Raw genomic sequence first — 22203 nt, forward strand, 5'->3', positions numbered from 1 at the left:
TTGCTCCCACAGGGATTTGCGGCAGGAATCAGAGCGTCGAACGAATCAATTCCCCCAGCCAGTCCATGAACACCCGCACCCGCAACGGCAAGTGCCGCTGCCGGGCGTACAGCAGTGAAATGCCCATCGCCGGCGCGGTGTATTGCGGCAACACGGTCACCACCTCACCGGTGTCCAGATAGGTGTTCATGCCGGTACGCGGCACCTGGATCAGACCGAATCCCCCAAGGCACGCCGACTCGTAGGCATCGGTGCTGTTGACCGTCACACTGCCCGCCATCGGCAAGCGGTAGATCTGCCCGTCCTGCTCATAGACAAACCCTTCCGAACGCGAACCCAGCACACCGACGTAGTGCACCAGCCGATGCTGCGCCAGATCCTCCAGCGTCTGCGGCACGCCGTAGCGCTCGAGATACGCGGGGCTGGCGCAGTTGATCATGCTGAAGTCCCCCAGATGCCGCGCCACCACCGACTGATCGGGCTGCGCGCCGATGCGCACCACGCAATCGAAGCCTTCGGCGAGCAGGTCGACCCGGCGATCGGTGCTGCTAATTTCCAGTTCCAGGTTCGGATGGCGCGCAATGAATTCGGGCAACTTCGGCATGATCAGCCGCCGCGACAGAATGTTCGGCATATCGACCCGGATCCGCCCGGTCAGCGACGCTTCGTCCTGACGGAACAGGTTCTCGATTTCGTCCATGTGCGACAGCAGATCCTTGCTGCGCTCATACAACGCAAGGCCGTCCTGAGTCGCCTGGACCTTGCGCGTGGTGCGTTGCAGCAGACGCGTGCCGAGCAGGGTTTCCAGCGCCTGCACCTGCTCGGACACCGTCGAGCGCGGCAGCCCCAGACTCTCCCCCGCCATCGTAAAACTCGACAATTCGCTGACCCGGACGAAGGTGCGCAGCAGTTCCAGTTTGTTCATGGGCCACCTTTTGATTGTTCGTACATACCGACCAGTGATTCCGGTTTCAGTCTGTTTATCACCTCACGGCGGATAAATAAACTGGGCCCCATCAACCGTCACTGCCCTCGAGGAAGACCCATGAATCGCAAAATCGCATTGATCACCGGTGCCAGCCGTGGCCTCGGCAAGAACGCCGCCCTGCACCTCGCCGCGCAAGGCGTGGACATCATCGGCACCTACAACAGCCGCGCCGATGAAGCGCAATCGCTGGTCGAGGAACTGAAAACACTCGGCGCCAACGCCGTGATGCTGCAACTGGATGTCGGCCGCAGCGAAGGCTTTGCCGATTTCGCCGTGCGGGTCGGGCAAGCACTGCAACAGCTTGGTCAGTCGCGCTTCGATTTCCTGATCAACAACGCCGGGATTGGTGTGCATGCGTCCTTCGCCGAAACCACGCCGGAGCAGTTCGACCTGCTGATGAACGTGCAGTTGAAAGGGCCGTTCTTCCTGACTCAGCAACTGCTGCCGCTGATCAACGATGGCGGGCGGATCATCAACATCTCCAGCGGTCTGGCCCGTTTCACCCTGCCGGGTTATGCCGCCTACGCGGCGATGAAAGGTGCGATGGAAGTGCTGACCCGTTATCAGGCCAAGGAGCTGGGTGCGCGGCAGATTGCCGTGAATATCCTCGCACCGGGTGCCATCGAAACCGACTTCGGCGGTGGTGCGGTGCGCGACAATTCGGCGCTGAACGCGATGGTCGCCAGCAACACCGCGCTGGGCCGTGCCGGGCAGCCGGATGACATTGGCGGTGCACTGGCGCTGCTGCTGTCGCCGGGCGCGCAGTGGATCAACGGTCAGCGGATTGAAGCGTCGGGCGGGATGTTTCTCTAAACCCGGCAAAAATCCCGGACAAAAAAAATCGCAGCCCTCGCAGGCTGCGATTTTTGTTTTCAGTTCTGGCAGACGCTGCGCATCACCAGCCGCTCGCGCACCACGTCATAACCCCAATGATAGACGTAGGTGTACGGCAGGAAGAACAGCAGCACGCCAATGTCGAGCAGGAACGCCTGCCACAGGCTGACCGACAGCCACCAGGCAATCAGCGGCACGCCCATCACGATCAACCCGCCCTCGAACAGCAGCGCGTGCGCCACCCGTACCCAGGCGTTGTGGGCGATGTTCCAGCGTTTGAGCAGGCGGTCGAAGAAGCCGTTGAACACCACGTTCCAGCCCAGGGCCAGCAACGCGATGGCCATGGTGACGGCGCCCATTTCGACCAGCGGTTTGCCCATGATCCACGCCAGCAATGGAGTACAGATCAGGATTGCCAGCAGTTCGAAACCGATGGCCTGGAAGATACGTTCAGTGATGGATTTGTTGGCAGTCATGGCCGAGTTCCTCTGTGAAGATGGTTGCCATGATCCAGCACCCAACCGATACTTCATAACCAATAACCATCGATCAAGGCGATAGTTCATGGCCTCTCAGGAAGTGTTGCTCGCGTTTGTCCAGGCCGCCACTCAAGGCTCTTTTTCGGCAGCGGCGCGCAAACTCGGGCGCAGTCAGTCGACGGTGAGTGCGGCGGTGGCCAGTCTTGAGATCGATCTGGACTTGATCTTGTTCGACCGCAGCAGCCGCAAACCGGCCCTGACCCCGGCCGGCCACGTGATGCTGCAACGGGCCGAGGCGATTCTGTCGGCCACCAGCCGCCTGGAAATGACCGCCCGGCAATTGGCCCAGGGCGTCGAGCCGAAACTCACGGTGGCGATTTCCGATACCTATCAATCCGACCGTTTCGAGGCGGCACTGGTGGGCTTCGAGCAGCGCTATCCGGATCTGGAGCTGGAATGCCTGATCGCCGAGTGCGATGACCTGATCGAACTGGTGCAACGCGGTCGGGCGCACCTGGCATTCGCCGAGATGCAGGACAACTACCCGCCGGACCTGGCGACCTCGACCGTCACCGAACGCACTGAAATCGCCCTGTTCGTCGGCCGTAATCATCCGTTGGCGACGCAGGAATCCATCGATCAAACAGTCCTTGAACAGCATCGCGAGCTGCGCCTGGCCACCATCGTCAATCCCTATGACAGTCGCGGCAAAGGCCGGGTGTGGTCGGCGCCGAGTTATCTGATGCTGCTGGAGATGGCCGAAAAGGGCTTCGGCTGGGCACCGCTGCCGCGCTGGCTGGTGGAGCGTTTCGGTAACGATCTGCTGGTTGAGCTGAAGGTGCGCGGCTGGCCGAAACCGGTGTTCGTCGATGCGCTGTGGTCGCGGCTGTACCCGCCGGGGCCGGCAGGGAGCTGGTTGCTGAGCAAGATGCTCGAGTGACGATTCAAGCGGCAATCGCCGGCGGCCGATTGTGTTGGAAGTACTCATGCAACCCGCGCATTGCCGGCAATTCCAGCGCCTGCGCCGCGTAGCACAACCCCACCCGCCGGGTCGGCGCCGGCAGGTGCAGCGCACGTACGACGATGCGTTCATGCCCGCTCACCAGCGACTGCGGCAACATCGCCACGCCGACACCCGCCGCCACCATGTGCAACGCCTGTTGCAGTGAACCGGCGTGCCCCGCCACCGCTTCCGGCGAGCGTCCGTAAAGCGCCATCAACCGCTGATGGGACGGATGTTGCGGGCAGGTGATCCAATCCTCGATCGGCGCCCAGCCTGCCTGCGCGTTGGCCATCGGATGGTCGAGTGGCAGCGCCATCACGTAAGACTCTTCCCACAGCGGCAGAAACAGTTCGTCCTCGCAGCACATTTCCTCGACCGCCAGCCGACCATCGCCGTGACAGCCTTCTTCCAGGGTCAGCAGCAGATTGGGCAACGCCTGATGGGCCATGCGCACAAAGGCTTCGATGTGACTGGCGGCGATGTCACCCTCGATGCCGAGGGTCAGCGGCGCGCGGTTTTCGCTGCCGCGAAACATCCGGCTCAAGGCCTCGGATTCGGCCACCATCCGTCGCGCCTGCGGATACAGCAGCCGCGCTTCGGCACTGACTTCCACACCACGGGGCTGACGCACGAACAGCGTCGCGCCGAGTTCTTCTTCCAGCTGTTTGATGGTCACCGACAGCGTGGGCTGGCTGATGAACAGCCGTTGTGCGGCGGCAGTGATGTTGCGTTCCTCGAACACCGCGAGGAAGGCTTTGAGATGGCGGACATCCATAGGAAATTCCGATAGCAGACAGAGGAATAAGGCATTTTTCAGCCTCCAGCGGGCTAAATATACTGCGCTTCGAATCTGGTTATTTGTTTTTCTTATCTCAGGAGTTCAACCATGGGCAAGCCATTGATCATCATCACCGGCGCCAGCTCGGGCATCGGCGAAGCCACCGCACGGAGCTTGAGCGCTGCCGGTCACCCCCTGCTGTTGCTGGCGCGGCGTATCGAACGCCTCGAAGCGCTGGCACTGCCGAACACCCTCAGCCGCCGCGTCGACATCACCGACCGCGCCGCGTTGCTGGCCGCCGTTGCCGAGGCCGAAGCCCAATTCGGCCCGACCGATGCGCTGATCAACAACGCCGGGGTGATGCTGCTGGGCGAGATGAGCAAACAGGACCCGGCGCAGTGGGACCAGATGCTCGACGTCAACGTGAAAGGCTTGCTTAACGGCGTGCACGCGGTGGTCGCCGGGATGATCGAGCGCAAGCACGGCACCATCATCAACGTCAGCTCGGTGGCCGGGCGCAAGACGTTCCCGAACCATGTGGCGTACGTCGGCACCAAGTTTGCGGTGCACGGGTTGTCGGAAAACCTGCGTGAAGAGCTGTCGCCGCATAACGTGCGCGTGACCACTATTGCGCCGGGTGCGGTGGAGACCGAGTTGTTGAGCCACACCACGGATGAGGCGATCAAGACCGGGTATCAGGCTTGGAAGCAGGACATGGGTGGGACGGTGCTGAGTGCCGAGGATGTGGCGACGGCGATTGCTTATGCGTATGGGCAGCCGCAGGGGGTTTGTATTCGCGAGATTGTGATGGCTGCTACCCGCCAGCAAGCCTGACTCGACGTTTACTAAAGGGGATTGCGCAGCGTCAGCTCGCGCAATCGTCCCTCGATAAACCGCCGCTCCGGCTCCTGCCGCGTCAACGCCAGCGCCCGCGAATAAGCCGCCCGCGCCTCTTCAACCCGCCCCAACTGCCGACAAAACTCCGCCCGTGCCGAATGCGCCAGGTGGTAATCCTGTAGCTCCCCACGGTCAAGAATCCCCTCGATCAAGGTCAACCCGGCCAGCGCCCCGTCACGCTTGGCCACCGCCACCGCCCGGTTCAACTCGATCACCGGCGACGGCACCGCCCGCAACAAAACGTCATACAGCCCGACAATCTGTTCCCAATCCGTCTCCCCCGCCGTCGGCGCTTCGGCATGCACCGCCGCAATCGCCGCTTGCAGGCAATACGGCCCGAAGCGCCCGGTGGTCAGCGCCCGCTCCACCAGATCGCAGCCTTCGGCAATCAGTTCGGTGTTCCACAATCCGCGATCCTGATCGTCCAGCAGAATCAGCTCACCGCTTGGCGTCGACCGCGCCGAACGCCGCGACTCATGCAACAGCATCAGTGCCAGCAAGCCCATGACTTCCGCATCCGGCAATAACTCCAGCAGCAGACGCCCCAGACGAATCGCCTCACGGGTCAAATCCTCGCGGGTCACCTGGGCGCCGCCGGACGCCGAATAACCCTCGTTGAACACCAGGTAAATCACCCGCAGCACACTGTCGAGGCGCTCGGGCAACTCGCTCAGGCTCGGGACTTGATAAGGGATTTTCGCATCGCGAATCTTCGCCTTGGCGCGCACGATGCGCTGGGCAATCGCCGCCGGGGCCGAGAGAAATGCGCGGGCGATTTCCTCGGTGGTGAGATCGCAGACTTCGCGCAGGGTCAGCGGCACTTGCGCGTCCGCCGCCAGTGCCGGGTGGCAGCAGGTGAAGATCAGGCGCAGGCGATCGTCTTCCACGTCTTCAACGTCCCATTCGGACTGTTCCAGCTCTTCCAGTTGCGCCAGCAACAACGGCTGCGACGCCTTGAACCGTGCGCGCCGACGCAACACATCAATCGCCTTGAAGCGCCCGGTGGACACCAGCCACGCCCGCGGATTGTCCGGCACGCCGTCGCGCTGCCAACGCTCGACCGCGACGAAGAACGCCTCGTGCAAGGCTTCTTCGGCGAGGTCGAAATCGCCGAGCAGACGGATCAGGGTCGCGAGGATCCGCCGCGAGTCTTCGCGATAGACCTGCGCGACCCGAGCCGCGACCTCAGACATTCAACTGCCGCACGGGACGCACTTCGACACTGCCGACCCGGGCCGCCGGAATGTTGCCGGCGACCTGGATCGCTTCGTTGAGGTCCCGCGCGTCGATCAGGTAGAAACCGGCCAGTTGCTCCTTGGTCTCGGCGAACGGGCCGTCGGTGATCGACAACTTGCCGTTGCGCATGCGCACCGTGGTGGCGGTCTGCACCGACTCCAGCGCTTCGGCGGCGACCATCCGGCCGCTGCTCTGGATCGACTCGGCGTAGGCCCAGCATTCGGCGTCTTCCGGGCTGTCGGGCGACGAATGCAGCAGGCGCTCATCGCTGTAGACCAGGCATAAATACTTCATGGCGTTCTCCTGAATCGGACGGATCAACTATGGCTGAAGATCAGGGTTTCACATCAAACAGTGTCGAGCCAGTCATCGGATCGAACGGCGCCGACCAGTGTTCGTGGGCGATTTTCCACGCCCCGTCGACCAGCCGATAGCAGGCGGTCGCGCGCATCCAGCAACTCTGGGTTTCGCCTTTTTCATTGGTGCCGCCGCAATTGGCGACCCAGTGGGCGAAGGCGATGTTGTCCCCGATCTCGATGGCGATTTCATGGAATTCGAAAATGTGCGGGCCGGGGCACATTTCCATGCAGGCCACCCAGTGGGCGCGGTAGGCCTCCTTGCCCTTGAATTGCAGGGCCTTGATCGCATCGAAAGAAAGTATGTCGTCGGCGTACAGGGTCATGACCTTTTCCACGTCCTTGGTCATGACGGCCTGACGGTAGGTGTCGATCACGGCTTGAATCTGCGCTTGCGTACTCATGGGGTTTCTCCCTGGTTTTTGTTGTGAAGACACACTTAGTCGCTTGGCGATTGGCCGGATCGACAGCTGAAACAAAAAAATTCCAGAGAACGCAAAATCGCTAGAATCCGAGGCTCATCTTTGTAGGAAAAAGGAAATTCCCGTGTCAGCCCGACTCGTGCCTTACGAAAACCTGAACGCCACCCAACGCCAACAGGTCGAGGCAATTGAAATCCACGCCGAGCAGATCAAGTTCTCCGGCGACATCCACGGCGCCCTGCACACGCTGCTGTCGAAACCCGGCCCCGGCGTGAAAGGTTTTGCGCTGCTGGCCGAAGACGTACCTGTGGCATTCCTGCTGCTCAAGCGCCCGCCGGTGTTGCCGGAATGGGCCGATGAGCACAGCGCAACCTTGCATGCGTTGCAGGTCGATCACCGGGCCCAGGGCAAGGGTTATGGCAAGGCCTGCCTGCTGGCGTTGCCGGAGGTTGCGCGCCAGGCCTGGCCGGAAATCAAAGGGCTGGAACTGTCGGTGGACGCTGACAACGATGCTGCGATTGCGCTGTATGCCAAGTACGGTTTCGTCGACAGCGGCGAAGCGTACAAGGGGCGCATCGGTTACGAGCGGCGCATGGGCCTGTTCTTTTAATCGTCGAGGGAGCAACGATGATCGATTCAATCGAAGCACTGGAAGCTATTTACGGATTGCCCCACGAGCGGGCGGTGCGCAAGCAGATCGGTTTTCTCAACGAGGACTATCAGGCGATGGTCCGGGTTTCGCCGCTGGTGATTGTCAGTTCGGTCGGTGCCGACGGCATCGACAGTTCTCCGCGCGGCGATGCGCCGGGGTTTGTGCGGATTATCGACGAGCGCACCCTGGCCCTGCCGGATCGCCCGGGCAACAACCGCATCGATACCTTGCGCAACGTGCTGCACGATCCACGAGTGTCGTTGCTGTTCATCATTCCGGGGATTGGCGAGACGTTGCGGGTCAATGGCACGGCGACCATCAGCGCTGATCCGGAGTTACTGGAAAGCTTCGCGGTCAACGGCAAACCGGCGCGCACGGTGTTGCTGGTGACGGTGGAGGCGGCGTTCTTTCATTGCTCGAAAGCGTTCGTGCGTTCGGACGCGTGGAATCCGCAAACCCACTTGCCGCGCTCGGCGCTGCCAACGGCAGGCACGTTTCACAAGCGTCTGAACGAAGGTCAGTTCGATGCCGAGGCCTATGACCGAGAGGCCCCGGCGCGGGTGCGTGAAACGCTCTACTGAAGTCTTTAGAGGGTCAGGATCATCTCGTGCCACGCCATCCCGCCGTGGTCGGACTCGGACGGTTTGATGTAGGCAAAACCGAATCCGGCGTACAGCGGGATGTGCCGATCCTTGCACATCAGGTGAATCGTCGCCTTGCCCTGAGCGCGCATGCGCTCGATGAATTCGCCCAGCAGACGCTTGGCCAGGCCCAGGCCTTGATAGTCCGGGTGCACCACCACCGACATGATCACCACGTTCGGCCCCGCCGGATCGTGGCCGATCAGTTCCTTGAACGCCTCGTCGGACATCTGCACCTCGAACGCCGCGCCGGAGTTGATGAAGCCGGCCACTTGCCCGTCCACCTCGGCGACGATGAAACCGTCCGGCCAGGTGGCGATACGCGTGGCGATCTTCTCGCGGGTCGCGGCTTCGTCGCCCTCGTAGGCGAGGGTTTCGATGGCGTAGCAGCGATCCAGGTCGGCGGCGGCGACGTGGCGGATGACGGTGTTCATGGCGGCTCGAAATCAGTGGAAACAGGGCCGCCAAGGATAAAGGAATAAGGTGTTCATATCGATCCGCATGGGCGGCGTAAAGCCTGCGTATAAGCGCTTTTCTTCGGATTCGGGACGGTCTATTCCTGACCACTGTCTCTGATCACCCGAAGGGGAACAGTTTATGAGCAGCATGGAAATCGGTTTGTTGATGGTGTTGGGTATCAGCTTTTTCGGCTTCATCACCCTGGGTATCGACCTGTTGCGGGCACGACGGATCAAGGGCAAGTAAGGCTTGATCGGCAGCGCGAAGCGGATTCGCGCTGCCGGTCGTTCATCAGGTTTTCTTTTCCACCGGGACGCAGATTTCCAGCTTGCCGGTATTGGTTTTCGGATTGAAATCGGCGCTGTAGCGTTCCAGCTCCGGGGCGTTGAGGCCCTTGTATTCGGAGGCCGGCAGCCAGGTCTTGTAGATGTACTCAATGGTCTGTGGCAGAAGATCCAGCGAACCCTTGTGCTCGAACACCGCGTACTGGCGAGGCAGGATTTCGATCCACGGATACTTTTCCTGCGGGAAGTCATCCAGCTTGCGGATTTCGACCCCGGCCATGTAATCGAAACCGCCGTTGCCGTCGAAATTGCTGCAAACGCCGTAGGTCACTTCGCCCTTCTGACCCGGAATATTTCCGATGTGCGGGATCAGTTTTTCCCACAGCGCGGGGATGTCCTGGACGGTCTCTTTGGTGAAACGATCGCGAAAACCTGCAATCAGCAGGAAGTGTCCATGTTCGAAGCGAGGTTCAGCCACTTCGACGCGTTTTTGCTCATCCATGACTCGACTCCTTGGAACGAAAAAAGTGGGTTCGGCTGGGAGTATAGAAGCCAAACCCGATTCGCACATTTACAGCGTGTGCAGGGCCTCGACGGCACCGGACCCAACGAACTCGTTATAACCGGATACGATCACGTAGACCGCGAAATAGCAGAAGATCGCCGCCGATGCCATGTAGGAATAGCGCAGCAGTTTGTCACCCAGCAGTTTGCCGCCGTGGCTCGCGGCGAAGCACAGTCCCGCCGACCACAACAGCCCGGCACACAGGAAGCCGCCGAGGAACAGCGCCGAACTGAGCGGACCGCCGCCACCGGAACGGGCGATCAACGTGCCACCCACCGCCGCGAACCAGAGGATGGCGCTCGGCGACGACATGGCGAGAAAAATCCCACGGAAGAATTCCTTGCGATGGGAGTTCTGGCCGACTTCCGCCGTCTCCGCCAAGAGCGCTTCGTGGTGGATCGCCGAATAGATCATCTTCGCCGCGAAGTAGATCAACAGCGCCGAACCGCCGATCCACAACACCCAGCGCACGGTTTCGTATTGCAGCAGAACGGTCATCCCGGCCAGGGCAAGAACGGCGTAAATCAGGTCGCCGACGCAGGTGCCGAGGCCCAGCGCGAAGCCCTGAAAATAGCCGCGCTGCATGGCCAGGGTGATCATCGCGATGTTGGCCACGCCGATGTCCAGGCACAGCGAAAGGCTCAGCAAGAAGCCGCTGGTGAATTCCATTAACCGTTTTCCTTGGGAAAAAATTGTTGTCGTGCACGCTGGACAGTCTGCCATCGCTGCCCTTATCTTCCGCCACAGGTCACCGCAGTGACCAGCGTCGCTCGGACGGTTCCGGGCGCTTACGTTATCCGAGGCAACAATGGCTGAACAAGGTTCGCCGCGCCGCTTTGCGCGCATAGATCGACTCCCCCCTTACGTTTTCAACATCACTGCCGAGCTGAAGATGGCCGCCCGACGTCGTGGCGAAGACATCATCGACTTGAGCATGGGCAACCCCGACGGCGCCACGCCGCCGCACATCGTTGAAAAACTGGTGCAGGTTGCACAACGCGAAGACACCCACGGTTACTCCACGTCCAAAGGCATTCCGCGCCTGCGTCGGGCGATTTCCAACTGGTACAAGGAACGCTACGAGGTCGATATCGACCCGGAAAGCGAAGCCATCGTCACCATCGGTTCCAAGGAAGGCCTGGCTCACCTGATGCTGGCGACCCTGGATCAGGGCGACACCGTGCTGGTGCCGAACCCGAGCTACCCGATTCACATCTACGGTGCCGTGATTGCCGGCGCCCAGGTGCGGTCGGTGCCGCTGGTGCCGGGCGTGGACTTCTTCGACGAGCTGGAACGGGCGATTCGTGGCTCGATCCCGAAACCGAAGATGATGATCCTCGGCTTCCCGTCCAACCCTACCGCGCAGTGCGTGGAGCTGGATTTCTTCGAACGGGTGATCGCCCTCGCCAAACAGTACGACGTGCTGGTGGTGCACGACCTGGCCTACGCCGACATCGTCTACGACGGCTGGAAAGCCCCGTCGATCATGCAGGTGCCGGGCGCCAAGGACATCGCGGTGGAGTTTTTCACCCTGTCCAAGAGCTACAACATGGCGGGCTGGCGCATCGGTTTCATGGTCGGCAACCCGGAGCTGGTCAACGCCCTGGCGCGGATCAAGAGCTACCACGACTACGGCACTTTCACCCCGCTGCAGGTGGCCGCGATTGCTGCGCTGGAAGGCGATCAGCAATGCGTGCGCGACATCGCCGAGCAGTATCGCCAGCGCCGCAACGTGCTGGTCAAGGGCCTGCATGAACTGGGCTGGATGGTCGAAAACCCGAAAGCCTCGATGTACGTCTGGGCGAAGATTCCCGACGCCTACGCGCACCTCGGCTCGCTGGAATTCGCCAAGAAGCTGCTGGCCGAGGCCAAGGTCTGCGTCTCGCCAGGCGTCGGCTTTGGTGAATACGGCGACGATCACGTGCGTTTCGCGCTGATCGAGAACCAGGACCGGATTCGTCAGGCCGTACGCGGGATTCGCGGGATGTTCCGGGCGGATGGCCTGGTGACCAAATCCTGATACAGGACACATGATCGTTCCCACGCAGAGCGTGGGAACGATCCGCCAGACACAAAAAAACCGCATCGCTGCGGTTTTTTTGTGTCTGGCGTTCGAGGTTAAACGAACAGCGACAGCAGCAGGATAAAGCCCAGCGCAACCACCGACAGGATGGTTTCCATCGCGGTCCAGGTCTTGAAGGTTTCCGCCACGGTCATGTTGAAGTACTGCTTCACCAGCCAGAAACCGGCGTCGTTGACGTGGGACAGGATCAAGGAACCGGCACCGGTGGCCAGCACCAGCAACTCACGGTTCACGCCCGGGATCATCCCCACTACCGGCACCACAATGCCCGCGCCAGTAATGGTCGCCACAGTGGCCGAACCGGTCGCGATGCGGATCACCGCCGCCACCAGCCACGCCAGCAGGATCGGCGAGATCTGCGCGCTGACCGCCATGTGGCCGATCACGTCGCCCACACCGCTGGTCACCAGCATCTGCTTGAAGCCACCACCGGCACCGATGATCAGGATGATCGCGGCGGTTGGCGCCAGGCTCGCATCCAGCCATTTGAGCATCTGCTGAGAACCGATGCCCTGCTTGGCGCCGAAGGTGTACAGCGACAGCAGCAAGGCCAGCAACAGCGCCGAGATCGGGTGACCGATCATGTCCATCCAGGTGCGGAAGAAATGACCGTCCGGCAACGCCACATCAGCGAAGGTTTTCAGCAGCATCAGGAACACCGGCAGCAGCACGGTGACCAGGGTGATGCCGAAGCTTGGCAGCTTGGCCGAATCGGTTTCACGGGCCAGTTGATCGACCAGTTCCTGGTTCGGATGACCCGGGATGTGCTTGGCGATGAACGTACCGAAGATCGGACCGGCAATGATGGCGGTCGGCAGCGCGACGATCAGACCGTAGAGAATGGTCTTGCCGATGTCAGCACCGAACACGCCGATGGCCAGCAGCGGGCCCGGGTGCGGCGGCACCAGACCGTGCACGGCGGACAGGCCGGCGAGCAGCGGGATACCGATCTTGATGATCGACACGCCGGTGCGGCGAGCGACGATGAACACCAGCGGAATCAGCAGCACGAAGCCGATTTCGAAGAACAGCGGAATGCCCACCAGGAACGCGGCGAACATCATTGCCCACTGCACGCGCTCTTTGCCGAACGCGCGAATCAGGGTCTGGGCGATCTGATCGGCACCGCCGGATTCGGCCATCATTTTGCCGAGCATGGTGCCCAGCGCGAGGATGATGCCGACGAAACCGAGCACGCCACCGAAGCCGTCCTGGAACGCCTTGATGATGGTGCCGATCGGCATGCCGGACGTCAGGCCGAGGAACGCGGCGGCGATGGTCAGGGCAATGAAGGGATGGAGCTTGAACTTGGTGATCAGGACGATAAGCCCGATCACCGTGACCACTGCATCAAGCAGCAGGTAGGCGTCATGGGACATGCCAAACATTGGGGGTGTCTCCTGGTTTGTTGTTGTTATTAAAGCGGGTTAATCAGAAGTCGAAAGGACAGCGCTATCTTCGCAAACACGCTCATACCGCCTGTTTCAGGCCATGAGCTTGCCACCAGACGTGGGCTTGCGACGCCAGTTCTTCAACGCTGTGGATCGAAGCATTCAGGGCCAGGGTCAACGGCTCGCCCTTGGGTGATTCGAGGGTGGCGAACTGGCTTTCGATCAAGGTGGCCGGCATGAAGTGGCCCGGACGATGGGACACACGTTCGGCGGCAACTTCAGGCGTCAATTCGAGGAACACGAAGCCCAGGCCCGGCAAGGCGCTGCGCAGACGTTCGCGGTAAATGTGCTTGAGGGCCGAGCAGGTCAGCACCGGGCGTTCGCCCAGGGCATCGACGCGACGCAGCTCATCGCACAGGCTGTCGAGCCAGCCGGCACGGTCTTCGTCGTTCAGGGGGATCCCCGCGCTCATCTTTTCGATGTTCGCGGCCGGATGGAAAGTATCGCCTTCAATGGCAGTGGCGCCGCTCAATTGGCACAGGGCCTCGCTGACGCACGTCTTGCCGCAACCGGCAACGCCCATGATGACCAGGGCGGTGATGGGATGATTCATGAAACACCTCAGCGCGCAGACAGCGCTACCTTTGCTAACTATGACTCTAGTGCACAGGCAGAAATTGCCGACGCCTTCTTGTCGTTTTTTTGGGTTGCAGCAGGTTGGGTCCCAACGCCAAAAAGCGAGGATCAGGCAGGACCTCGCTTACGCATTTGCAGCTGCATAAGGACAGCGCTACCTTAGTGCCTTGATTTTTGTTTGGCAAGCCGCCCGATGACCACCCCTAAAAACGATAAAAACACCCGCACCACCGGCCGTCCCACCCTCAATGAAGTCGCCCGGCTGGCCGGCGTCAGTCCGATTACAGCTTCTCGCGCCTTGCGCGGGGTCAGCACCGTCGCCACCGAACTGGTGGAAAAAGTCCAGAAAGCCGCGCTGGAACTCAACTACGTGGTCAACCCCGCCGCCCGCGCCCTGGCCTCGGCCCAGAGCCATTCGGTGGTGGTCCTGGTGCCTTCTTTGGCCAACCTGTTGTTCATCGACACCCTGGAAGCCATTCATCGGGTGCTCACGCCCAAAGGCTTCGAAGTGCTGATCGGCAACTTCCACTATTCCCGCGATGAAGAAGAAAACCTGCTGCGCAACTACATGGCTTATCAGCCACGGGGTTTGCTGCTGACCGGTTTCGACCGCACCGAAACATCGCGGCGGATGATCGAGGCCAGCAACATTCCCTGCGTGTACATGATGGAACTGGACAGCGCCGCCGGAGTGAACTGCGTCGGCTTCTCCCAGCTCAGCGCCGGGGAAACCGCCGCCGAACATTTGCTGTCCCGTGGCCGCAAGCGTCTGGCGTACATCGGCGCGCAGCTCGATCAACGCACCCTGCTGCGCGGTGAAGGTTTTCGCAAAGCGTTGCAGAAGGCCGGTCGCTACGACCCGGATCTGGAAGTGCTGACCCCGCGTTCTTCGTCCGTGGGCCTGGGTGGCGAGTTGTTCCTGCAACTGCTGGCGGCGCATCCGGACGTCGATGCGATCTTCTTCGGCAACGACGACCTGGCTCAGGGCGCCCTGCTCGAGGCCCTGCGCAACGGGATCAAGATCCCCGAGCAAGTGGCGATCCTCGGCTTCAACGACCTGCCGATGTCCGAGCATATGGTGCCGCGCCTGAGCAGCATCAACACCCCGCGTGAGGCCATCGGCCGGCGTGCGGCGGAACAGATGCTGACCCTGATGGCCGGCAACAGCGTGGCGCGACCGGTCGAGGACATGGGCTTCGAACTGAAGATCCGCGAAAGCACCTGACCTCCGCGTTCGGCTCTGGAAGGGACGCGGAGCATCCCGGGCTGCGTTCCCACGCAGAGCGTGGGAACGATCACCGGCCGAGTATTTCAACCAATGCCGCCGCGCCCTTCTGCAACGGCTGGCTCTTGAGCCACACCGCGTGCACCGGCAGCACCAGACCGTTCTCGATGTTGCGGAAGTTCAGCCGTTTCAATCGCCCCGAATCGAGCCACGGCTGCACCACCGACAACGGGAAATTACCCCAGCCCAACCCCGCCTCGACCATCTCCAGCGCCGTCTCCAGGCTGTCGGTGCGCCAGTGGGATTCGGCCACCAGTGGCCGGGTTTCGCTGATCGGCAAGTCGCGACTGCCAACGACGATCTGCCGCACATGCACCAGATCTTCGAGAAACAGATCCTGCCCCTGCAACAGCGGACTGTCCGCCGCCAGCGTGGCGATCATCCGTTCACTGCCGACAAACTGAAAGCGCTCCAGCACGTTCACGCTCAACCCGGCGAACGCCAGGCACACGCTGACCCGGCCACTGTGAAGCATCGCCAGCACGTCATCCTGCGGCGCGCTCAGCACTTCGATGTCGAGCAGCGGGTGGCGCTCACTGATGTCCTTGATCGCCGCCAGCAAACGTCGCCGGTCGATATCCGCCGCCACGCCAATCGACAACTTGCTCTCCAGCCCCAGCGACAACTGCACCGCATGCACCTGCAATTGCTTGAGCTGATCGGCGATCAGTCGCGCATGAGGCACCAGCGACAGCGCCATCGCCGTGGGTTGCGGTTCGCGGTGACTGCGATCAAACAGCGGGTAGCCGAGTTCGGCCTCCAGATTGCCGATGGCCATGCTCACCGCCGACGGGACTTTGCCCAATGCCCTGGCTGCGGCGGAAAACGAGCCGCGCTCAATCACTGCGAGAAACAGCTCGATGCTTTCGCTGTTGAAATTCACATCATCTACCTATCAATAAAACTGAAAGCTACTGACTTTTTCTGTCATCGCCATTGAAGCTATCTTTCGTCGCCTTCGCCAGCCCCGCTGGCCACCAGTCGCAAGAAAGAGGCAATTCCCCATGCAAGGCGTCAAACGCAAACTGGTCTATGTGTCGCTCTATGAAGTGATCGGCATGACCTTCTCGGCCCTCGGCCTGGCCCTGTTGTCCGGCACCTCGCCCGGCAGCACCGGCCCGCTGGCGGTGATCATCACCACCATCGCCGTGACCTGGAACTTCATCTACACCTCGCTGTTCGAGCACTGGGAAAGCCGTCAGGTGTCGCGTACCCGCACAGTCAAACGCCGTATCGCCCACGCGGTCGGCTTTCAATTGACGCTGATCGTGTTCCTGATTCCGCTGATCGCCTGGTGGATGAACATCAGCCTGGTGCAGGCCTTCCTGCTGGATCTGGCGCTGATCGTGTTCATCCCTTGCTACACCTTCGCCTTCAACTGGCTGTTCGATAAGGTGTTCGGTTTGCCGGCCTCGGCGCTGCCGGATCCCGTGCCCGCAGCATGAATCGCTAATTGGTAAGCGGATATTGCAAGAAATCGGCGGTTTTCCCGTACCAAGCGCCGATATAAACAATCCTTGATTTCCGATAGCAGGCTAAGCTTTTCCATCATAAAAAAATGGATCGGCCCATGACTGCACACGCCCCCGCCGCCGCGCAAAGCGATGGCATCGACCCGATACGCGCCGCACAGGTTTCCGCCCGCATCGACCGTCTTCCGGCAGTCGCCACGATCTGGCGGCTGGTGGCGCTGCTGTCCATCGGTGGTTTCTTCGAACTCTACGACCTGTTCCAGACCGCCTACATCAGCCCCGGCCTGATCCGCGACGGCATCTTCGCCACCGGCAATCAGGGCGTGTTCGGTTTCTCCGATCAGGCCGCGTTCGCCTCGGCGACGTTCCTCGGTCTGTTTCTCGGCGCCAGTCTGCTCAGTCCGTTGGCGGATCGTTTCGGACGGCGGGCGATCTTCACCTTCGCGCTGGTCTGGTACACCGTGGCCACGGTGCTTATGGGGGTGCAGAGTTCGGCGCTGGGGATCATCTGCATGCGTTTTCTGGTGGGCATCGGCCTCGGCATTGAGCTGGTAACCATCGACGCCTACCTCTCGGAACTGGTGCCCAAACGCATGCGCAGTTCGGCGTTCGCCTTCGCGTTTTTCGTGCAGTTCCTGTCGGTGCCGGCGGTGGCGCTGATGTCCTGGTGGCTGGTGCCGCAGGCGCCGTTCGGGGTGTCCGGCTGGCGTTGGGTGGTGCTGGCCAGTGCGGTGTTTGCGCTGTTCATCTGGTGGCTGCGCAAACGGCTGCCGGAGTCGCCGCGCTGGCTGGCCCAGCATGGTCGCTTCGATGAAGCGAACCGGATTCTCGATGACATCGAAGCGCGCTGCGAGAAGGATCACCGCCAACCACTGGACGCACCGGAAGCGGTAGCGGTAGATGTCGAAGGCAAGGGCCGTTTCGCCGACATTTGGCAACCACCGTACCGGCGCCGCGCACTGATGCTGATCGTCTTTCACATCTTCCAGGCCATCGGTTTCTTCGGTTTCGGCAACTGGTTGCCGGCGCTGCTTTCCGGTCAGGGCGTCAGCGTCACTCACAGCCTGATGTACGCGTTCATCATCACCCTCGCCTACCCGCTCGGGCCGTTGCTGTTCGTCAAATTCGCCAACCGCTTCGAGAACAAGTGGCAGATCGTCGGCTCAGCCTTGGGCGCCATGACCTTCGGCACCTTGTTCGCGTTGCAGACCAGCGCCTTAGGCCTGATCTTCTGCGGGGTGATGATCACCTTCTGCAACGCCTGGCTGAGCTTCAGTTATCACTCCTATCAGAGCGAACTGTTCCCCACCAACATCCGCGCCCGGGCGGTGGGGTTCTGTTACTCGTTCAGTCGTTTGTCGACGGTGTTCAGCAGCCTGTTGATCGGTCTGTTCCTCGACCACTTCGGCACGCCGGGCGTGCTGGCGTTCATTGTCGTCAGCATGTTGATCGTGATGCTGACCATCGGCTATTTCGGCCCCCGCACCCGCAACCTGGCGCTGGAAAACATCGCCCATCGCTGACGGGCAACGGTCATCTTCTGCCGCCGGACGGCAAAGGATGACCGCTTCCGAAAACTGGAAATTCCTTAACCTGCTGAATTCATGAGACTTATTCTGACGGCACGGTAATTGCTGCTTTACCGCCGACAGCAATTACCACAAGGTCCTTCATCATGTTGGTCAGTTCGAAACAGGCGAATTTGATTCATCTGCCCAAGCGCATCACCGAAGACGCCACCGCTTCGTCGGCTGCCGGTCTGCAAGGCGGACTCCACGGCGCGATGCTGCAATCGCTGCAAAACCAGGCGCAGGCGCAAACCACTGACGCCACCAGTCAGATTCAAAGCTCGGCCACGCAACTCGCCACCCAGCAAGTCAACGAAGCCACGCGCATCAGCGACAACGTCGATGAAGCGTTCGCCAAGACCCGCGTCGGCCTGCAGACCTCTGACGCTTCGCAGACCAAGACTGCCGGCACTTCCGCCACCGACGAGTTCAAGGACTACATGAGCAAGTCGCCGGAACAGCGTCTGCGCGACAGCATCCTCAAGGAAATGGGTTTGACCGAAGACGACATCAAAGCCATGCCGCCAGAGAAACAACTGGCCATCGGCAAAGAGATCGCCGATCGCCTGCAGGACAAGATGAAACTGGCCGAAGCCGAGAAGCAGAACAAACAAGACGCCAACTCGGTCAAGATCAGCGACCAGTCGGCAGACAAGTTCCTCGCTTCGCTCTGACTCGCAGCGCAATGAAAAAAGGATCCCAAGGGATCCTTTTTTTTCAGCCGTAAACCGTCAGTTCAACTGCAACGTCTCGTTGAACTGGCTGATCGCATCCACCACATGCCGCGAGCCCTGCTGAATCTCGCGGATCGCGTCCCCCGCCTCGTTCGCCAGTTCCACCCCGAGCCCGGTGCGGCTCAGGCTCGACTGCATGCTCGACACCGCACTCAGTGACAACTCATGGTTCTTGCGCACCACATCGACGATCTCCAGGGTCGCCTGACTGGTCCGCGCCGCGAGGCTGCGCACTTCATCCGCCACCACCGCAAAACCGCGTCCGTGCTCACCCGCCCGCGCCGCTTCGATGGCCGCGTTGAGTGCCAGCAGGTTGGTCTGGTCGGCAATCCCGCGAATGGTCTGGACGATGGTGCCGATGATGTCCGACTGCTTGCTCACCGCATCGATGCTCAGTGCCGCTTCGTTGAGGTCGCGGGAAATGTCCTGAATGATCTGCACCGTCTGCTGCACGACCTGTGAGCCTTTTTGCGCGCAGGCGTCGTTTTGTACCGAGGTGCTGTGGGCCGATTCCGCAGCGGTCTGCAAGGTGGTCATCTGGTGGGTGATGTCGCTGGCGAACTTCACCACTTTGTACAACCGGCCCTTGGCATCGAACAACGGGTTATACGAGGCTTCGAGGTAAACGGTCTGCCCGGACTTGTTCTTGCGTTCGAAGCGGTGCGAGTGATATTCGCCGCGATTGAGCGAGGCCCAGAACGCTTTGTATTGCGCGGATTCGGCTTCGGCGCGATGACAGAACAGGCTGTGATGATGGCCGACAATTTCGTTGAGCGAATACTGCATGGTCTTGAGGAAGTTGTCGTTGGCCGAGATCACATTGCCTTCCGGGGTGAATTCGATCACGGCCATCGAACGGCTGATGGCGGCGAGCATGCTCTCCTCTTCTTTTTCCTTGTTCACGCGCGCCGTGATGTCCGACGCCACTTTGATCACGCTTCTGACTTGTTTGTCCGGGCCATACACCGGCATGTAACTGGCCTCGAGCCAGATCTCCTGACCGCGCTTGTTCAAACGCAGGAAAGTCCCGCTGAGCGGTTCACCACGGGCCAGATCACGCCACAACTTGGCGTATTCCTCGCTGCGGTAAAACGCCTCTTCGCAAAAGACCCGGTGATGTTTGCCACGCACTTCCTCGGCGCTGTAGCCCATGGTCTTGCAGAAGTTCTCATTGGCATCCAGAACGATGCCCTCGGGGGTGAATTCGATCATCGCCATCGAACGGCTGATCGCCTCCAACTTGGCGTTGGCTTCGGTCAGGGCACAACTGAAGCGTTCGATTTCCTGCAGGTCAGCCTTGTGATGTAGGTTGAACATGTCTCTATCACCTTCCGCGCGGTCTTTTGATTTGATGAAAGTTCAGGTCTTTCAGAATCCACCACTACGTTCCACAGAACAGGCACACGCATTCCTCCACAGGAGGAAGTTGTCAGGTGATCAACGATGATTAATCAAAGAGTCCATGCAGCGACGCTCTAATCAAGACATCCTTCTCTTGATAGCCCGCGGGCGGGCCATTCCTAACGTGCAGAAGAACTTCCATTTAAAAACATGCTCCTTGTCGGTTCAGTGTCGGTGCCTTGGATTGCGCACTCTGGCAGCTTTGTTCATGACTAACCGATTGCCGTCGAGGCGCATTGGATGGCGGTCGACATAGTTAGTTACGTGTGAGCATAGACAGCGCAAAGCCTTGCGCAAGGCCACTAGTCGGCCAGTACCACGGGGAGTTTGGACAAAAAACGGACAAGAATCGGTTCAGCGGCGGGGGTGTTGGTTGCCATTGCGACAGACTCGCAATGGCAACTTTTGAAACTACGCAATTATCGGAAAAGTACTACAGACTCCCACTGACTTTATTTGCCACTTCACCCGGCACCCACGACTTCCAGACTTGCGGTTGATCGCGCAGGAAGGCTTCGGCGACCTGACGTGGCTGCTGACGTTTCTCGCTCATCCCGGCCAGGGTCTGGTTCAGCAGATCGATCGGCAAATCGACCTTTTCAAAGAACGTCACCAGTTCCGGATACTGCGCCTTGAACGGTGCCGACACGCCAATCGCCAGGCTCGCCGGCATCGAGCGGGTGCCTTTCGGATGGGGGTTGTTGGCGTCGGCCAGGGTTTTCCAGGCTTCGGCGTCGAACGGCGGCTCTTCCAGCTTCACCAGTTTGAAGCGACCGAGCAACGGTGTCGGCGACCAGTAGTAGAACAGCACCGGTTTGCCACGCTTGATCGACGACGCCACCTCGGCATCCAGCGCCGCGCCGGAACCGGTGCGGAAGTTGACGAAGCTGTCGTTCAGCGCATAGGCCTTGAGCTTCTGGCTGTTGACGATTTCCGAGGTCCAGCCGGTCGGGCTGTTGAGGAAACGCCCGCGACTCGGGTCTTCCGGGTCCTTGAACACATCCTTGTAGCGCGGCAGGTCGGCCACGGATTTCAGCTCCGGCGCCAGCGGTTTGATCCCGCGCTCGGGGTCGCCCTTGATCACGTATTCCGGCACCCACCAGCCTTCGGTGGCGCCCTTCACCGTGTCGCCGAGGCCGAACACCTTGCCTTCGGCGGCAGCCTTGACCCACGCCGGACTGCGCCCGGCCCACTCTTCACCGATCACTTGAATGTCGTTTTTTGCCAGCGCCGCTTCGAGGCTGACGGTGCTGCCCGGCAGCGTATCGGTCGGGTAGCCATAACCTTTTTCGACGATCAGGCGCAGCACTTCGGTGATGAAACTGCCGCTTTCCCAGGTGATGTCGCCGAAGTGGATCGGCGCGGTTTTTTCCGCTGCCACGGCGTGGCCGGCAGTCAGGGTCAGGGCCAGCAGCGAACTGCCGAGCAGGGTTTTGATCGATCTCATGCGGACCTCTTGTTCTGGGAGGAAATCAGGGTTTGGTTGGCGCTGTGGCGATTGCACAGGGCCTGGGAACGGGTCATGTACATGCTCACCGAACGCTGGGAGATGCCCAGTTCGGCAGCGATTTGCGGGTAGGTCAGGCCGTCGATGCGCGCCAGCAGAAAGGTCGAGCGCACCTTGCCCGGCAGGCGCTGGAGCGTCCGGTCCAGATGCTTGAGACTCTGCGACAGATCTGCCAGATCTTCGGGAGACGGCGCGTGATCGAAGTCACTCTGTTGCAGTTGATGCAGATGCCGACGCTCCAGATCGCCCCGCCGCCAGCGCTCATACAGCAGCCGCTGGGCGATGGTGGTGAGCAACGCGCGGGGTTCGCGGATGGCGGTCAGGCCCGGTGCTTCGAGCAATTGCGCGAAGGTTTCGGCGGCGATGTCTTCGGCGCTGGCTGCATCATTCGATTGCCGACGCAGACGTGTGCACAACCACTGGTAATGGTCGCGAAACAACGTATTCACATGATTGCGATGGGATGAGTCGGCGCCGGACATGGGGGCTCCTTGGTCAAGGGTCGCTGAATGTCCGGTCGTCCGGTGGCGCG

At 60.9% G+C, this 22203-nt stretch carries 25 protein-coding genes and 1 pseudogene; 10 read left to right on the forward strand and 16 right to left on the reverse strand.

From position 1 onward, the window contains the following. Positions 1 to 28: 28 nt before the first annotated feature. Complete coding sequence (locus AC1RME_RS16555; protein WP_096818174.1) at positions 29 to 925, reverse strand: LysR family transcriptional regulator; 897 nt, start codon at positions 923 to 925, stop codon at positions 29 to 31. A gap of 120 nt (positions 926 to 1045) precedes the next feature. On the opposite strand from AC1RME_RS16555, the gene AC1RME_RS16560 reads away from it, so the two are divergent. Then, a complete protein-coding gene (locus tag AC1RME_RS16560) occupies positions 1046 to 1801 on the forward strand; it encodes an SDR family NAD(P)-dependent oxidoreductase (protein ID WP_096818176.1) in 756 nt (251 codons plus the stop codon). 59 nt (positions 1802 to 1860) lie between these two features. Here the strand turns inward: AC1RME_RS16560 and AC1RME_RS16565 are convergent, their stop codons facing one another. Next, complete coding sequence (locus AC1RME_RS16565) at positions 1861 to 2298, reverse strand: multidrug/biocide efflux PACE transporter (RefSeq protein ID WP_096818178.1); 438 nt, start codon at positions 2296 to 2298, stop codon at positions 1861 to 1863. An 88-nt stretch (positions 2299 to 2386) separates the two neighbouring features. Here AC1RME_RS16565 and AC1RME_RS16570 point away from each other — a divergent pair, with 88 nt between their 5' ends. Then, entirely contained in the window at positions 2387 to 3241 is an 855-nt protein-coding gene (locus tag AC1RME_RS16570; protein WP_096818180.1) for a LysR family transcriptional regulator, read from the forward strand. Positions 3242 to 3245: 4 nt separating this feature from the next. Here the strand turns inward: AC1RME_RS16570 and AC1RME_RS16575 are convergent, their stop codons facing one another. Beyond that, a complete protein-coding gene (locus tag AC1RME_RS16575) occupies positions 3246 to 4079 on the reverse strand; it encodes a LysR family transcriptional regulator (RefSeq protein WP_096818182.1) in 834 nt (277 codons plus the stop codon). 111 nt (positions 4080 to 4190) lie between these two features. Between AC1RME_RS16575 and AC1RME_RS16580 the strand changes: the two genes are divergently transcribed. Then, a complete protein-coding gene (locus tag AC1RME_RS16580; RefSeq protein WP_493091559.1) occupies positions 4191 to 4916 on the forward strand; it encodes an SDR family oxidoreductase in 726 nt (241 codons plus the stop codon). Positions 4917 to 4927: 11 nt separating this feature from the next. Here the strand turns inward: AC1RME_RS16580 and AC1RME_RS16585 are convergent, their stop codons facing one another. Genes AC1RME_RS16585 through AC1RME_RS16595 form a run of 3 tightly spaced genes read right to left on the reverse strand, consistent with a single transcriptional unit; the run spans position 4928 to position 6975 of the window. Next, positions 4928 to 6172 (reverse strand): RNA polymerase sigma factor, encoded by a 1245-nt coding sequence (locus AC1RME_RS16585; RefSeq protein ID WP_096818186.1) that lies wholly within the window; start codon positions 6170 to 6172, stop codon positions 4928 to 4930. Continuing rightward, the gene (locus tag AC1RME_RS16590; RefSeq protein ID WP_096818189.1) at positions 6165 to 6509 is read right to left on the reverse strand and encodes a YciI family protein; all 345 of its coding nucleotides are present in this window, start codon (positions 6507 to 6509) and stop codon (positions 6165 to 6167) included. The genes AC1RME_RS16585 and AC1RME_RS16590 overlap by 8 nt, the downstream gene beginning before the upstream one ends. Positions 6510 to 6549: 40 nt before the next feature. Continuing rightward, on the reverse strand, positions 6550 to 6975 hold the full coding sequence (locus AC1RME_RS16595; RefSeq protein WP_096818191.1) for a YybH family protein: 426 nt from the start codon (positions 6973 to 6975) through the stop codon (positions 6550 to 6552). Between the two features lie 142 nt (positions 6976 to 7117). Here AC1RME_RS16595 and AC1RME_RS16600 point away from each other — a divergent pair, with 142 nt between their 5' ends. Together AC1RME_RS16600 and AC1RME_RS16605 are read left to right on the forward strand one after the other, a co-directional pair. Further along, positions 7118 to 7603 carry a GNAT family N-acetyltransferase gene (locus AC1RME_RS16600; protein WP_096818193.1) on the forward strand — a complete coding sequence of 162 codons (486 nt, stop codon included), beginning with the start codon at positions 7118 to 7120 and terminating at the stop codon, positions 7601 to 7603. Positions 7604 to 7620: 17 nt separating this feature from the next. Further along, positions 7621 to 8226 (forward strand): pyridoxamine 5'-phosphate oxidase family protein, encoded by a 606-nt coding sequence (locus tag AC1RME_RS16605; protein ID WP_096818195.1) that lies wholly within the window; start codon positions 7621 to 7623, stop codon positions 8224 to 8226. A 5-nt stretch (positions 8227 to 8231) separates the two neighbouring features. Here AC1RME_RS16605 and AC1RME_RS16610 read toward each other — a convergent pair whose 3' ends face one another. The 3 genes from AC1RME_RS16610 to AC1RME_RS16620 form a co-directional block, all read right to left on the reverse strand. Beyond that, complete coding sequence (locus tag AC1RME_RS16610) at positions 8232 to 8720, reverse strand: GNAT family N-acetyltransferase (RefSeq protein WP_493091560.1); 489 nt, start codon at positions 8718 to 8720, stop codon at positions 8232 to 8234. Between the two features lie 316 nt (positions 8721 to 9036). Continuing rightward, complete coding sequence (locus AC1RME_RS16615; RefSeq protein WP_096818199.1) at positions 9037 to 9531, reverse strand: GyrI-like domain-containing protein; 495 nt, start codon at positions 9529 to 9531, stop codon at positions 9037 to 9039. Positions 9532 to 9600: 69 nt separating this feature from the next. Continuing rightward, entirely contained in the window at positions 9601 to 10263 is a 663-nt protein-coding gene (locus AC1RME_RS16620) for a LysE family translocator (RefSeq protein WP_096818201.1), read from the reverse strand. Between the two features lie 139 nt (positions 10264 to 10402). Here AC1RME_RS16620 and alaC point away from each other — a divergent pair, with 139 nt between their 5' ends. After that, positions 10403 to 11614, forward strand: a complete 1212-nt coding sequence (gene alaC / locus AC1RME_RS16625; RefSeq protein WP_096818203.1) for an alanine transaminase — start codon at positions 10403 to 10405, stop codon at positions 11612 to 11614. Positions 11615 to 11712: 98 nt separating this feature from the next. Here the strand turns inward: alaC and AC1RME_RS16630 are convergent, their stop codons facing one another. Both AC1RME_RS16630 and AC1RME_RS16635 read right to left on the reverse strand, forming a co-directional pair. Beyond that, positions 11713 to 13065, reverse strand: a complete 1353-nt coding sequence (locus tag AC1RME_RS16630) for a GntP family permease (protein WP_096818205.1) — start codon at positions 13063 to 13065, stop codon at positions 11713 to 11715. Positions 13066 to 13147: 82 nt separating this feature from the next. Continuing rightward, complete coding sequence (locus AC1RME_RS16635) at positions 13148 to 13681, reverse strand: gluconokinase (protein ID WP_007951121.1); 534 nt, start codon at positions 13679 to 13681, stop codon at positions 13148 to 13150. Positions 13682 to 13897: 216 nt separating this feature from the next. Between AC1RME_RS16635 and gntR the strand changes: the two genes are divergently transcribed. Beyond that, positions 13898 to 14929: an HTH-type transcriptional regulator GntR gene (gene gntR, locus AC1RME_RS16640; RefSeq protein ID WP_096818207.1), complete on the forward strand. Its 1032-nt coding sequence runs from the start codon at positions 13898 to 13900 to the stop codon at positions 14927 to 14929. A gap of 70 nt (positions 14930 to 14999) precedes the next feature. Here the strand turns inward: gntR and AC1RME_RS16645 are convergent, their stop codons facing one another. Next, positions 15000 to 15872, reverse strand: coding sequence for a LysR family transcriptional regulator (locus AC1RME_RS16645; RefSeq protein ID WP_096818209.1), 873 nt, complete (start codon positions 15870 to 15872; stop codon positions 15000 to 15002). A gap of 121 nt (positions 15873 to 15993) precedes the next feature. Here AC1RME_RS16645 and AC1RME_RS16650 point away from each other — a divergent pair, with 121 nt between their 5' ends. The 3 genes from AC1RME_RS16650 to AC1RME_RS16660 all read left to right on the forward strand — a co-directional run bounded on the left by AC1RME_RS16650 (position 15994) and on the right by AC1RME_RS16660 (position 18703). Beyond that, entirely contained in the window at positions 15994 to 16434 is a 441-nt protein-coding gene (locus AC1RME_RS16650; protein WP_096818211.1) for a PACE efflux transporter, read from the forward strand. Positions 16435 to 16559: 125 nt separating this feature from the next. Then, the gene (locus AC1RME_RS16655; RefSeq protein ID WP_096818213.1) at positions 16560 to 17984 is read left to right on the forward strand and encodes an MFS transporter; all 1425 of its coding nucleotides are present in this window, start codon (positions 16560 to 16562) and stop codon (positions 17982 to 17984) included. Between the two features lie 152 nt (positions 17985 to 18136). Next, positions 18137 to 18703, forward strand: coding sequence for a hypothetical protein (locus AC1RME_RS16660; protein WP_096818215.1), 567 nt, complete (start codon positions 18137 to 18139; stop codon positions 18701 to 18703). Between the two features lie 57 nt (positions 18704 to 18760). Here AC1RME_RS16660 and AC1RME_RS16665 read toward each other — a convergent pair whose 3' ends face one another. The 4 genes and pseudogenes from AC1RME_RS16665 to AC1RME_RS16680 form a co-directional block, all read right to left on the reverse strand. Continuing rightward, positions 18761 to 19300 carry a methyl-accepting chemotaxis protein gene (locus AC1RME_RS16665; RefSeq protein ID WP_371320920.1) on the reverse strand — a complete coding sequence of 180 codons (540 nt, stop codon included), beginning with the start codon at positions 19298 to 19300 and terminating at the stop codon, positions 18761 to 18763. Between the two features lie 9 nt (positions 19301 to 19309). Further along, positions 19310 to 20080, reverse strand: a pseudogene (locus AC1RME_RS16670) (PAS domain-containing protein); the annotation flags it as partial. Positions 20081 to 20597: 517 nt separating this feature from the next. Next, positions 20598 to 21611: an ABC transporter substrate-binding protein gene (locus AC1RME_RS16675; protein ID WP_096818220.1), complete on the reverse strand. Its 1014-nt coding sequence runs from the start codon at positions 21609 to 21611 to the stop codon at positions 20598 to 20600. Next, positions 21608 to 22153 (reverse strand): sigma-70 family RNA polymerase sigma factor, encoded by a 546-nt coding sequence (locus tag AC1RME_RS16680; protein WP_096818221.1) that lies wholly within the window; start codon positions 22151 to 22153, stop codon positions 21608 to 21610. The genes AC1RME_RS16675 and AC1RME_RS16680 overlap by 4 nt, the downstream gene beginning before the upstream one ends. Positions 22154 to 22203: the final 50 nt, after the last annotated feature.

It is taken from the genome of Pseudomonas sp. GW822-FHT03F08 (assembly GCF_058801265.1).